Origin of the sequence: Rhabdothermincola salaria (genome assembly GCF_021246445.1) — a bacterium.
Taxonomy (GTDB): Bacteria; Actinomycetota; Acidimicrobiia; order Acidimicrobiales; family Acidimicrobilacustridaceae; genus Rhabdothermincola_A; species Rhabdothermincola_A salaria.
On sequence record NZ_JAJQXW010000001.1, the window covers coordinates 888,644 to 900,735 of the forward strand.

Consider the following 12,092-nt stretch of genomic DNA (forward strand, 5'->3'; position numbering starts at 1 on the left):
TGGGCCACCATGGCGGGGTGGAACAGCTCACCATCCGCGGCCTCGCCGTGAGCCACCAACGGGTCGCCGGGGCAGATCGGGTCGTCCTGGTCCACGGCACCATGGATCGGGCCAGCTCGCTGCGCAAGGTGGTCCGCCGCCTTCCCGACCTCGACTGCACGGTGTACGACCGGCGGGGCTACGGCGGGTCGATCGACGCCGGCACCGCCGACACGATCACGGCTCACGTCGACGATCTGCTCGCCGTGGTGGGAGACGTGCCCGCGGTCGTGTTCGGGCACAGCCTCGGCGGCGTGGTGGCCCTGGCCGCCGCCGCCCGACGGCCCGACGTGGTCCCGGCCGTGGTGGCCTACGAGGCCCCGCTGTCCTGGGTGTCGTGGTGGCCTCGCAGCAGTGCCGGGAGTCGCGCCGTCCACGACCACGGCGACGACCCCGGTGGGGCAGCCGAGGCGTTCATGCGGCGCATGATCGGCGACGAGCTCTGGCAGCGGCTGCCCGCCCGCACCCGCGCCGCCCGCCGCGCCGAAGGACCGGCCCTGCTCGCCGAGATGGCCGCCTTGCGCACCGCCGCGGCGCCGTTCCGCCCCGACGACGTGCACGTGCCGGTGGTGGTGGCCCGAGGCACCGAGTCGGCCGCCCACCACCGGCGGGGCGCCGAGGAGCTGGCCGCCGTCCTGCCCGACGCCGTGCTGGTCGATCTCGACGGGGCCGGCCACGGCGCTCACCTGACCCACCCCGGTGCGGTCGCCGACCTCATCCACCGGGCGGTTCCGCGGCCGGCGATCACTAGGCTCGCCCCATCATGAGCGACACGACACCGGTCAACCTCTCCGCCTCCGGACCACCCGAGACGGTGCTTCCCACCGAGGGCGCGGAGGTCCGCCGACGCCTCGACGAGGCGGTCGCCGCCGGCGAGGACCAGCGTCGAGCGGAGGTGGCCGCGATCGTGGCCGACCACCCGCGCTGGAGCGAGGCGTGGGCCACCCTCGGAGACCTCGGCCGCGACCCCGTCGAGCGCTATGCCGCCTACCGGGTGGGCTACCACCGGGGACTCGACGCCCTCCGGGCCAACGGGTGGCGCGGGTCGGGCTACGTGCGCTGGCAGCACCCGTCCAACCGTGGCTTCCTCCGGTCGCTCGCCGGGCTGGCCGCGCAGGCCGCCGTCATCGGCGAGGACGACGAAGCCGAACGGTGCGAGCTCTTCCTGCGCCAGCTCGACCCGAGCTGGCCCCCTTCCGGGACCCCGGACGGACGGTAGGGTCCTGCGTCGTGCTCGACGCTCCCACCACCTTCGCCGACGCCCTCCCGACCCTCGATGGCATCGAGGGCTGGCTCACCGACGACCAGGCCCGCCGACTCTGGGACAGCGCCCGCCGGCTGCAGCCGGGCGCGCGAGCAGTGGAGATCGGCAGCTTCCGGGGCCGCTCCACGGTCATCACCGCTCTCGGCCTGCCCGACACCGCCCGGCTGGTGGCCATCGACCCGCACGCGGGCAACGACCGGGGTCCCCAGGAGATCGAGGGCAAGGAGGCCGAGGCCGAGACCGACCACACGGTGTTCCTGGCCAACCTCGAGCGCGCCGGCGTACGGGGCCGGGTCGACTACGTGCGCCAGTTCTCCGACGCGGCCCACGACGCGGTCGAGGGCGACATCGACCTGCTCTACATCGACGGGGCCCACCGGTTCGCGCCGGCCCGCGACGACATCGTCACGTGGGGCGCACGAGTCGTACCGGGCGGCACCATGTTGATCCACGACTCGTTCAGCTCCATCGGCGTGACGCTCGCCTTGCTGGCGACGCTCGCACCGTCGGACCAGTGGCAGTACGTGGGGCGCTCGGGCTCCATGGCCGAGTACCGCAAGGTGCCGCTCGCGGCCGACCAGCGCCGCCGCTCGGCCCTGGCCCAGGCGGCCCAGCTCCCGTGGTTCGCCAGCAACGTGGTCATCAAGGTGCTGATCCAGGCTCGTCTGCGCCCCGTGGCCCGGGCCCTGGGCTTCCCCGACGACAAGCCCTGGCCCTTCTAGTGGTGCGTCGTCGAATCGGGGTGGGAGGATAGAACCTGCCGATGCAGTTCGGCGACGGATCACCAGGGGGAGGACGACCCGTGGCCGAGCCAGCCTCGTTCCCCGCGAGGGGCCAACCGACCGAAGAGCTGCTCGAGGCGATCCGCGAGCTGCGGGCCGACGATGCCGACTGGCGGGGAGGCCGGGCCTTCAGCCTCGTCTACAACGCCGACGACGCCGAGCTCGAGACCCTCCACGACGCCGTCGGTTCGATGTTCCTGGCCGAGAACGCCCTGAACCCCTTCGCCTTCCCCAGCCTGCGCCGCATGGAGGCCGAGGTGGTGGCCATGGCCTCCGCCCTGGTCCACCTCGAGGGAGGCGACGGTTCGATGTCGTCGGGCGGCACCGAGAGCATCTTCCTGGCCGTGCACACCGCCCGTGAGGCCGCCCGGGCGCGCGGGGTCGAGAACCCGAGCGTCCTCACCGCCGCCACGGCGCACCCTGCCTTCGCCAAGGCCTGCCACTACCTCGGGCTCGACCACCTCCGCACCCCCCACGGTCCGGACGGTCGCGCCGACCCCGCCGCCATGATCGACGCGCTCGACGAGCGCTGCGCCCTCGTCGTGGCGTCCGCCCCCTGCTATCCGTTCGGCGTGATCGACCCGGTGGCCGACCTGGCGGCCGCGGCCGCCGACCGGGGCGTGCCGTGCCATGTCGACGCCTGCCTCGGCGGCTGGCTGCTCCCGTTCTGGGAGGAGATCGGCGAACGCGTCCCCCCGTGGGACTTCCGGGTCCCCGGGGTGACGTCGCTCTCCGCCGACATCCACAAGTACGGCTACGCCTTCAAGGGCGCGTCGGTCGTGCTCTACCGCGACCCGGCAATGATGCGCCGGCAGTGGTTCCTCTACGACGACTGGCCCGGCGGGCTCTACGGGTCACCCACCGCGGCGGGCACGCGGCCGGCGGCGCCCATCGCCGGGGCATGGGCCACCATCCGCCACCTCGGGCGAACCGGCTACCAGGCCAAGGCCCGCGTCGTGCGCGACACCACCCTTCGCTTCCGCAACGGCATCGGCGCCATCGACGGCCTCGAGGTGCGCCACCGGCCCGACCTCTCGCTGTTCGAGTTCGGCGCGGCCGCAGACGGCGACGGTCGACCCGTCCTCGACATCGCCGGGGTGGCCGACGTCATGGACGACCGGGGGTGGGGCCTCGATCGCCAGGAAGGGGGGCTGCACCTGATGGTGTCGCCGTACCACGCCCACGTCGTCGACCGCTTCCTGGCCGACCTCGCCGACGCCGTGGCCCACCACGACGCCAGCCGGGGGAGGGCGTCGACCTACGGCGGCGCCCCACCTGCACCGTGACACCGTGGGTGGGGGCGGTGCTCACGGGTGGCGCATCCCGCCGGATGGGACGCGACAAGGCGCTGCTGCGGGTACGCGGCCGGTCCCTGGCCGCCGTCGCCGCCGACGCGCTGGCCGACGCCGGTGCGATCGAGGTGCTGCTCATCGGCGGAGACGGTGCCGCGCTCGCCGACGCCGCGCCGGGGGCCCGACCGGTCGCCGACCAGCACCCGGGCGAAGGGCCCCTCGGGGGCATCCTCACCGCCTTCGACGCGGTGGCGGCCACCGACGCCCCCGCGGACCTCGTCGCCGTCGTCGCCTGCGACATGCCCCGGCTCGACGCCGGCACGATCGGCGCACTCGTCGAGGCCGCCACCGCCGACCCGACCCTGGCGGTCGCCGCGGCCCTGGTCGAGGGACGCCCCCAACCGCTCACTGCGGTGTGGCGACCGTCGCAGGCCGGTGCCGTCCTGCGGGCGGCGTTCGCCGCCGGCGAGCGCGCGCCCCGTCGCCTGCTCCCGAAGCTGGCGCTGGTGGGTGTCGAGGGTCTCGACGACGCCGTCGGCGATGTCGACAGCCCCCAGGACCTGGCCCGCTACGCTGACGACCTCGGCCACGATCCCTCTCGGGGCTCATCGGGCCGTGATCTCTTGTTCCCTGACGAGGCCCTGTGACCCACGATCGACCGCAACCCGACCGGGCACCGACGACCGCCCGTCCGTCGCCCGGACGTTGACCGCTCCGGTGGCCTCCCATCGCATCGTCGACACCGACGCCCAGCTACGGGCCGTCATCGACGCACTGCTCGACCAGCCCGAGTACGCCCTCGACACCGAGTTCCACCGCGAGCGCACCTACTACCCGAAGCTCGCCCTCATGCAGCTGGCCTGGCCCGGTGAGCTCGTCCTCGTCGACCCGCTCGCCGTCGACCTGGCGCCGTTCGCCGAGGTCCTCGACAGTGCGGCCACGGCCGTGCTGCACGCCGCCGACCAGGATCTCGAAGTGCTCGAACTGGCCTGCGGCACCGTGCCCTCGACCCTCTTCGACACGCAGTTGGCCGCCGGCTTCGTCGGGATGAGCACCCCCTCGCTGGCCTCGCTGTACGAGCGGATCGTCGACGTGCGCGTCGGCAAAGCCGATCGCCTCACCGACTGGCTGCACCGGCCCCTCACCGACGAGCAGCTGGCCTACGCGGCCAACGACGTCGCCCACCTGCTGGAGGTCGAGCACCGGCTCCTCGACGACCTCGAGCGTCGAGGCCGACGCCAGTGGGCGCTCGACGAGTGCGCCGCCGCCCTCGCCCGCACGCGCGGCCAGCGCGACCCCGAGGAGGCCTGGCGGCGCATCAAGGAGGCCCGTCAGCTCAAGGGGCGGGCTCGTTCCGTCGCCCAGGCGGTCGCCGCCTGGCGGGAGCGGCGCGCCGCCAGCCTCGACATCCCGGTGCGCTACGTCCTGGCCGACATGGCCGTGGTCGGCATCGCCCAACGGCCCCCGTCCAACCGCAAGGACCTCGAGCGCATCCGCGGCCTCGACCGGGGTCTGCGCGACGACGCCGTCGAGAGCCTCCTGGCCGCCGTCCGAGCCGGCACCGACCGGCCGGCACCGGTCGCCGACGAGCCGAGCAACGGCCCCCTCGATCGCGACCTGCGCCCGGCGGTCGCCCTGGTCTCGGCGTGGGTGTCCCAGCTGGCCCGAGACCTCGAGCTCGATACCACGCTGCTCGCCACCAGAGCCGACCTCGAGGCCCTCCTGCGCGGCGATGTCGACGCTCGTCTGGCCCAGGGCTGGCGCAACGACATCGTCGGCGAGCCCATCCGCCGTCTCGTCCAGGGCGAGGCGGCGCTGGCCTTCGCCGGTGGCGGCGAGCTGGTCATCGAGGAGCGCTCCCACCGACCGGTGGGGTGACGCTCAGCCGGGTCGCAGCACCACGGCCTGGTCCGGGGCCAGAGCACCGGTGAACGCGGCGCCCTCCCCGAGGCCGTCGGAGGCCACCTCGATCGTCGTGTGGGCACTGGCCGCCAGGGCCTCGGTGCCCTCCAGCCTCACCACGGCGTCGGTGAAGTTGACCACGACCACGCGACGATCGCCGGCCGGCGTCTGGCGTGTCCAGGCCACGACGCCCTCCGGCGCGGCGAGCATGTGCTGAGCGCCGAGCTGCAGCGCCTCGGAGCCACGACGGGCGGCGAGGAGCCGGCGGTAGAGGTGCAGGATCGAGTGGGGGTCGGCCTTCTCGTCGGCGACGCTGCGGGTCTGGGCCTCGGGTGCGAACGGGAGCCAGGGCTCGCCCGGCCACCCGTGGCCGAGGGTGGGCTCCCACGGGATCGGGGCCCGGCACCCGTCGCGACCCCCGGGATCGACCACCCGATCGGCGGGCACCTCCGCATCGAGCAGGCCGAGCTCTTCGCCGGCGTACAGGAACGGCGTGCCCCGCAGGCCCAGGAGGAGCACGGCGGCCGCCCGGGCCCGCCCCTCGTCGCCGTCGTAGCGGGTCCGGTGGCGCGGGTTGTCGTGGTTCGACAGCACCCACGTCGGCCAGGCCGACAGGGGCTCGAGCTCGGCCACGGTCTTGTCGATCTGGGCTCGCCACTGGGTGGCGTCCCAGGGGGTGAACAACGGCGGGAAGTTGAACGACAGGTGCAGCTCGTCGTCGTCGCCGTAGTACGGCGCCACCAGCGCCGTGTCGAGCAGGTACACTTCGCCCACGATCATGCGGTCGCCGGGGTAGGCGTCGAGCAGGGTGCGGATGCGGCGCAAGAGTGGATGCGTCTCGGGTCGATCGTTCAGCGCAGAGTGGGGGATCGGCAGGTACTCCGGGGGATCGTCGGCCAGCTCGGGGTCCTTGCCGATGAGGTGGGTGACGTCCATGCGGAAGCCGTCCACGCCCCGGTCCAACCAGAAGCGCAACACGTCGTGCATGGCGGCCTCGACCTCGGGGTTGGACCAGTCGAGATCGGGCTGCTCGGGCAGGAAGCAGTGCAGGTAGTACTGGCCGCTCGCCTCGTCGTAGGTCCAGGCCGGCTCGGGGGCGAAGGCCGCCACCCAGTTGTTGGGCGGGCCGCCGTCGGGGGCCGGGTCCCGCCAGACGTACCAGTCGCGCTTGGCACTGGTGCGCCCCTGACGGGACTCGACGAACCACCGATGGTGGTCCGAGGTGTGGTTGGGCACCCAGTCGACGATCACCTTGATGCCGGACGCGTGGGCATCGGCCACGAGGGCGTCGAAGTCGTCCAGCGTCCCGAAGACCGGGTCCACGTCGCAGTGGTCGGCGACGTCGTAGCCGAAGTCCGCCATGGGGGAGCGGTAGAACGGGGACAGCCAGATGGCGTCCACCCCGAGCCACACGAGGTGCTCGAGGTGGGCCCGCACGCCGGCCAGGTCGCCCACCCCGTCACCGTTGGTGTCGGCGAAGGAACGGGGGTAGATCTGGTAGACGACTGCGCTCTTCCACCACGGTTCGGTGCTCACCGGCCCGATCCTACGGTCGAGGGGATGTACCGGGGACCACCTTCGGGCCCGGTACACTCGCGGACCTTACGTACATCAGGACGGGAGCTGGCCCGTGAAAAAGGGGCGACATCGGCGCTTCGAAGAAGCCCGAGCACTCAAGCGCACCAACGACGATCTCGACGCCATCCTCGATGCGCGCGATGCCGAGCCCTGTCCGGAGTGCGGCGCGGACCCGGGTCACGACCACGCCTCGTGGTGCATGTACGAGCGAGAGGTGGACCAGGGCTCGTCCTGGTGACATCGGTCACGCCTCGACCACCGAGGCGTGATCGTGGGGACGTCGCCCGTCGAGGCCGAGGTCTCCACGGGCTCTGGCACCCCGGCACCCCGGTAGGATCGTCCCTTCGTCCAATTGCGAAGTGAGCCTCCCCCCGTGACCGACATCCCCCTCCGCAACGTCGCCCTCGTCGCCCACGTCGACCACGGCAAGACCACGCTCGTCGACGCGCTGCTGCGCACCAGCGGCGTGTTCGGCGACCACCAGGCCCTCGTCGACCGGGTCATGGACTCCAACGACCAGGAACGTGAACGGGGCATCACCATCCTCGCCAAGGCGGCCTCGGTCACCTGGAACGACATCCGGATCAACCTCGTCGACACCCCGGGTCACTCCGACTTCGGGGGCGAGGTCGAGCGAGCCCTCACCATGGTCGACGGGGTGGTCCTGCTGGTCGACGCCGCCGAGGGTCCTCTGCCCCAGACCCGCTACGTGCTCTCCAAGGCGCTGGCGGCCGGCCTGCCGGCCGTCGTCGTCCTCAACAAGGTCGACCGCCAGGACGCTCGCCCCGACGAGGTCCTCGACGAGATCTACCAGCTCTTCCTCGATCTCGACGCCGACGAGTCGTCCATCGAGTTCCCCGTCATCTCGGCCATCGCCGTCCACGCCAAGGCCGTGGCGGGCGTGGGCATGCCGGGCGAGGACGACGACCTCAGCCCGTTGTTCGAGGCCATCATCGACACCGTGCCGGCGCCGACGGGCGACCCGTCGGCCCCGCTGCAGGCCATCGTCACCAACCTCGACGCCAGCGACTACCTCGGCCGGCTGGCCATCGGCCGGGTCGTGCAGGGCACCCTCGTGCGCGGCAGCCAGGTGGCGCTCTGCGAAGAGGACGACGGACAGCCGCCGCTGCGCCGCAAGCTCACCCAGCTCATGCGCTTCTCCGGTATCGGCCGCGAAGAGGCCGGCGACATCAGCGCCGGCGACCTGTTCGTGGTGGCGGGCTTCCCCGAGGTCGAGATCGGCGACACCCTGGCCGACCCCAGCGACCCGAAGCCCCTGCCCCGTCTCACGGTCGACGAACCGGTGCTGCGCATGACCTTCGGGGTCAACACCTCGCCGCTGGCGGGCAAAGAGGGCACCTACCTCACCTCCCGCCACCTTCGTGAACGCCTCGACCGCGAGGTCCTGGGCAACGTCTCGATCAAGCTGGGCGAGACGTCCTCACCCGACATCATCGAGGTGGCCGGGCGGGGCGAGCTCCAGCTGGCCGTGCTCATCGAGAACATGCGCCGAGAGGGCTACGAGCTGCAGGTCAGCCGACCCGAGGTCATCGTCAAGGAGATCGACGGCGCCCGCCACGAGCCGCTCGAGCGCGTCGTCATCGACGTCCCCGACGAGCACGTCGGCACCGTCACCCAGGCGGTCGCGCCCCGCAAGGGCAAGGTGAGCGATCTGCGGCCCGGCGACACGGGGCGCACCGTCGTGACCCTCGAGGCTCCCTCCCGAGGCCTCATCGGCTTCCGTTCCCAGCTGCTCACCGCCACGCGCGGCACCGCGTTGATGCACCAGCACCACTCCGGGTGGATCCCCTGGGTGGGCGACCTGCCCACCCGCAAGGGCGGGGCCATGATCGCCGACCGGCAGGGCACCACCACCGGCTACGCCCTCGACAACCTCCAGCAGCGTGGCGAGCTCTTCGTCGGTCCGGGCGAAGCGGTGTACGAGGGCATGATCGTGGGCGAGAACGCCCGATCCGACGACATGCAGGTCAACGTCGTCCGCGAGAAGCAGAAGACCAACATCCGCACGCACTCCGCCGACGAAGCCATCAAGCTCACCCCGCCGCGGGAGATCACGCTGGAGTCGACCATCGAGTTCATCGCCGACGACGAGCTCGTCGAGGTGACCCCGAAGAACCTCCGGATCCGCAAGCGACTGCTCAAGGAGAGCGACCGCCGCCGAGCCAAGAAGTAGCCGGCGCGGTCAGCGCCGGGGCGTGGTGGCGAGCTCCACCGCCCGGGCGACCGCCACGTCGAGGTCGGCGTCGTCCATGATGACCATGGTCGGTCGACCGCCGCTGCGCCCGGCCAGCTCGATCTCGGCTCGGGCCCGGTCCGGGTCGTGCAGGCGGGCGGGGACGTCGACGAGGAGGCGCCCGATGGTGATGCCCGAGACCGTCGCGTGGTCCCCGAGACGCCGGTTGTGGTGGTACTGCACGGGACCGGCGAACAACGCCCCCCGTTCCACCCGGAGCTCGGGGAGGCGGCGCCCACCCCGCTCGAGGCGACGGATGATCTCCACCACGACCCGGTGCTGGGCCCGGGTGCGCTGGTCGCGCCAGGCCGCGATGACGGCGGCGCTCAACGGCTCGGCCGCCCGGTCGAGCACCGCCAGCGCGGGCTCGTAGGTTCCGCGGTGCTTGCCCGATCGGGTGCGGCGCAGGGCCCGAGGCCCGGGACGACGCCGTGACACACCGCTCAACGACGGGTGGTCGAGCCACCGCTTCGCCTCGTTGCCGGCCCGCCGGGCGGCGTCGAGGAGTGGGTCGCTCGACGGGCTCCGGACGTGCTCGGTGGCGGCTCGGGCGCCCTCGACGACCGTGGTGAGACCGGCGACGAGCACCTGGTTCTCGTCGATGTCGTAGGCCCGGGTCGGGGTGGCGCACACGAAGAGGTCGCGGTCGCCGAAGCTCGACGCCCGCGCCGACATGGTCTCGCTCCACTGGACCGGACCCCGCAGCTCGCCGATGCAGCGTTCGTTGTGGGACTGCAACGAGGTGGCCAGCGAGCGGATGTTGCGCGACATCGATCCGAGCAGCTCCTGGGCCTCGGCACCGGTGGCCAGGGCCGAGCCGACGATCTGACCGACCGCGACCTGGCCCATGCCCGTGAGGGCGGCAGTGGTGGCGATCACGTCGAAGGGCTTGGCCAGGCGGTCGTAGAGGTCGACGAAGGCCTCGTCGGGCGGTTCGGGGACCTCGTCGGCGTTCACCGCCGAACCGGGCACGGCCGGCATCTCAGACCGAGAGCTCCACGCCCAGGACCTCGCGGATCGTGCGCTGGGCCTCGAGGCGCTCCGGCTCGTCGAGCTCGGCCGCCACCACGCGGTACAAGGTGGTGGCCCGGCGGTCCTCCATGCCCTCGAACTGCGGCAGGAAGTAGGCGTAGAAGACCTCGTAGACGAGCCGCGACGGGGTGGGGCCGTCCTTGGCCCGTCGCGCTGCGTACTTGGCGGCGTCGAGGTAGACGGCTGGGCCCAGATCGGTGAACTGGCGCAGGGTGAGGAGACGGGCGACGATCTCGCCAGGGCCCTTGAGCAGCTCCACGTAGGCGTCGTCGGGTGGCGTGCCGACCTCCACGAAGGCGAACCGGCGCATGAGGGCGTAGCTCATGTCGAAGAGCAGGTTCTTGTCGAAGACGTTCATGGTGGCGATGATGCGCCAGTTGGCCGGCACCCGGATGGGGTCGGTCTTCTCGGGCACCTCCACACCGGCCGGCACCAGCGAGATCGGGTCGGGGGTGCCCTTGCGCTTGAACGGCAGCACGACCGCGGATCCGGCCAGCACGGTGAAGAGCTGGCCGAACGCGCGGTCGAAGTTGGACCGGTTGAGCTCGTCGATCACCAGCCAGCGGCCGCTCTGGATGGCATCGATGAAGAGGCCGGGACGGTAGATGAGCCCTTCGGGCGTCGGTTGGAGGCCGCCGATGGTCTCGAACGTCGTCCACTCGCTGGTGGCCGTCGTGGGCAGGTAGCCCGTGCAGAACATGGCCTGGCGGGCCACCTCGGCGGCCAGGTAGGCCAGAGTCGTCTTGCCGGTGCCGGGGGGGCCGGTGAGGATCACGTGCTTGCCCGAGTCGATGGCCGCCACCAGCTGCTCGAGCACGTAGTCGGGGAAGAGCAGCCCGGCGTCGTCGGTGGCGTCCTTGAGAGCGGCCGCGGTGAAGGAGATCATCTGCTACCTCTCGACCTCGTGGTGGTCGGGGTTGAGCGCGGGATGCGGGAGCCCCGGGCTCGTGCGGGCGTCGAGGATCTCGGCCAGCACGGCGTAGGGGCCCACTCCGACAAGCCGCTCGATGTCGGCCCGGCACGCCTGGTAGACCGCCTCGTGGCCGACGAAGGCCGTCGGGTCCTCGGTGCACCACCAGTGGAAGTCGTCGCCCCCCGCGCCCCAGTCGCGCCGCTTCCACTCTCGCAGGATGTAGGTGAGGTGGTCGTTGTCGTCGCGGTGGTAGTCGAGGCGGAACGGGACCTGCCAGCACACCTCGGGCTTCCAGTCGAGGAAGCTCTCGCCCCGGCGCAGTGCGGCCTGGTGCAGGGCGCAGCCGGCGCCGGTGGGGAAACCCGGACGGTTCAAGAAGATGCAGGCGTCGTCGACGACGTGGGTCTGCCAGGTGCCCTGCTCGTTGCGGTACACGGGGCCTCCGACCGCCTCTGCCTCGGCGGCGTACTGCCACTCGTCGTCACCCAGGAGAGCGGCGTAGGCGAGCGTGCGCTTGCGGTCCTTCTTGCCGGTGAAGTGGGCCCCCCAGCTGCAACAGCCCAACTCGCGCTCGATGTCGGGTTCCTCACCGATGCCGGGGCAGCCGTCGCCGTAGATGCACGTCCAGTTCGACGACAAGAAGGTCACGTCGAAGGTGTAGGTGTCACCTCCGTGGTCGAACGAGAGCCACTCGTGCACGTCGCCGGCCCCGGCGGGCACGACTGGGATCGGCAGGGATGTTCGAGCCACGACGGGAGCCTGTCGGTCGACGGTGGGGGGGCGAGCGCAGGCTACCGGGGTCGATCGGTCAGGATGGGGGGATGGCTGGAGAGTTCGACGACATCCGGGAACGGCTCGAGGGGATCGCCGAGGAGCTGGCCGACCTGGCCATCGTGCGGTTGCGGGAGTCCATCGATGCCGGCGGCCACGAGCTCCCCGTCGACGAGAAGCGCCTCACGCGGGCCCGACGGGCCGTGGAGAAGGCCGCCAACCTCCTGCGCACCGACGAGGACGGCTTCGCCGAGGCCTGACCCGC

Annotated in this window: 13 protein-coding genes; 9 read left to right on the plus strand and 4 right to left on the minus strand. The window is 72.1% G+C overall.

The window, feature by feature from the left end:
* Positions 1-17 precede the first annotated feature (17 nt).
* The 6 genes from LUW87_RS04075 (at position 18) to LUW87_RS04100 (ending at position 5,255) form a co-directional block, all read left to right on the plus strand.
* On the plus strand, positions 18-806 hold the full coding sequence (locus tag LUW87_RS04075; RefSeq protein WP_232669797.1) for an alpha/beta fold hydrolase: 789 nt from the start codon (positions 18-20) through the stop codon (positions 804-806).
* Complete coding sequence (locus LUW87_RS04080; protein WP_232669798.1) at positions 803-1,258, plus strand: DUF3151 domain-containing protein; 456 nt, start codon at positions 803-805, stop codon at positions 1,256-1,258. The genes LUW87_RS04075 and LUW87_RS04080 overlap by 4 nt, the downstream gene beginning before the upstream one ends.
* Before the next feature lie 11 nt (positions 1,259-1,269).
* A complete protein-coding gene (locus LUW87_RS04085) occupies positions 1,270-2,025 on the plus strand; it encodes a class I SAM-dependent methyltransferase (protein WP_232669799.1) in 756 nt (251 codons plus the stop codon).
* Positions 2,026-2,105: 80 nt separating this feature from the next.
* Positions 2,106-3,371 carry a pyridoxal phosphate-dependent decarboxylase family protein gene (locus tag LUW87_RS19060; protein WP_232669800.1) on the plus strand — a complete coding sequence of 422 codons (1,266 nt, stop codon included), beginning with the start codon at positions 2,106-2,108 and terminating at the stop codon, positions 3,369-3,371.
* A gap of 17 nt (positions 3,372-3,388) precedes the next feature.
* Entirely contained in the window at positions 3,389-4,024 is a 636-nt protein-coding gene (gene mobA, locus LUW87_RS19065) for a molybdenum cofactor guanylyltransferase (RefSeq protein ID WP_346742421.1), read from the plus strand.
* A 70-nt stretch (positions 4,025-4,094) separates the two neighbouring features.
* Positions 4,095-5,255 (plus strand): ribonuclease D, encoded by a 1,161-nt coding sequence (locus LUW87_RS04100; protein ID WP_232669802.1) that lies wholly within the window; start codon positions 4,095-4,097, stop codon positions 5,253-5,255.
* Positions 5,256-5,258: 3 nt separating this feature from the next.
* Here the strand turns inward: LUW87_RS04100 and LUW87_RS04105 are convergent, their stop codons facing one another.
* Positions 5,259-6,824, minus strand: a complete 1,566-nt coding sequence (locus tag LUW87_RS04105) for an alpha-amylase family glycosyl hydrolase (protein ID WP_430300528.1) — start codon at positions 6,822-6,824, stop codon at positions 5,259-5,261.
* 85 nt (positions 6,825-6,909) lie between these two features.
* Here LUW87_RS04105 and LUW87_RS04110 point away from each other — a divergent pair, with 85 nt between their 5' ends.
* Positions 6,910-7,095: a hypothetical protein gene (locus LUW87_RS04110; RefSeq protein WP_232669804.1), complete on the plus strand. Its 186-nt coding sequence runs from the start codon at positions 6,910-6,912 to the stop codon at positions 7,093-7,095.
* A 135-nt stretch (positions 7,096-7,230) separates the two neighbouring features.
* The gene (gene typA / locus LUW87_RS04115) at positions 7,231-9,051 is read left to right on the plus strand and encodes a translational GTPase TypA (protein ID WP_232669805.1); all 1,821 of its coding nucleotides are present in this window, start codon (positions 7,231-7,233) and stop codon (positions 9,049-9,051) included.
* 9 nt (positions 9,052-9,060) lie between these two features.
* On the opposite strand, the gene LUW87_RS04120 is transcribed toward typA, so the two are convergent.
* From LUW87_RS04120 to LUW87_RS04130, 3 genes are read right to left on the minus strand one after another with little or no spacing between them, the layout of a single operon-like run.
* Complete coding sequence (locus LUW87_RS04120) at positions 9,061-10,083, minus strand: hypothetical protein (protein ID WP_232669806.1); 1,023 nt, start codon at positions 10,081-10,083, stop codon at positions 9,061-9,063.
* Between the two features lie 10 nt (positions 10,084-10,093).
* Positions 10,094-11,029: an AAA family ATPase gene (locus tag LUW87_RS04125; protein ID WP_232669807.1), complete on the minus strand. Its 936-nt coding sequence runs from the start codon at positions 11,027-11,029 to the stop codon at positions 10,094-10,096.
* Between the two features lie 3 nt (positions 11,030-11,032).
* Complete coding sequence (locus LUW87_RS04130) at positions 11,033-11,806, minus strand: DUF3109 family protein (RefSeq protein WP_232669808.1); 774 nt, start codon at positions 11,804-11,806, stop codon at positions 11,033-11,035.
* A gap of 71 nt (positions 11,807-11,877) precedes the next feature.
* Here LUW87_RS04130 and LUW87_RS04135 point away from each other — a divergent pair, with 71 nt between their 5' ends.
* Positions 11,878-12,087, plus strand: a complete 210-nt coding sequence (locus LUW87_RS04135) for a hypothetical protein (RefSeq protein WP_232669809.1) — start codon at positions 11,878-11,880, stop codon at positions 12,085-12,087.
* Positions 12,088-12,092 lie beyond the last annotated feature (5 nt).

Excerpts from the sequence above, each read along its gene's own strand:
- LUW87_RS04080 (WP_232669798.1), top strand. The coding sequence starts at position 803 with ATGAGCGACACGACACCGGTCAACCTCTCCGCCTCCGGACCACCCGAG.
- LUW87_RS04125 (WP_232669807.1), bottom strand. The coding sequence starts at position 11,029 with ATGATCTCCTTCACCGCGGCCGCTCTCAAGGACGCCACCGACGACGCC.
- LUW87_RS04135 (WP_232669809.1), top strand. The coding sequence starts at position 11,878 with ATGGCTGGAGAGTTCGACGACATCCGGGAACGGCTCGAGGGGATCGCC.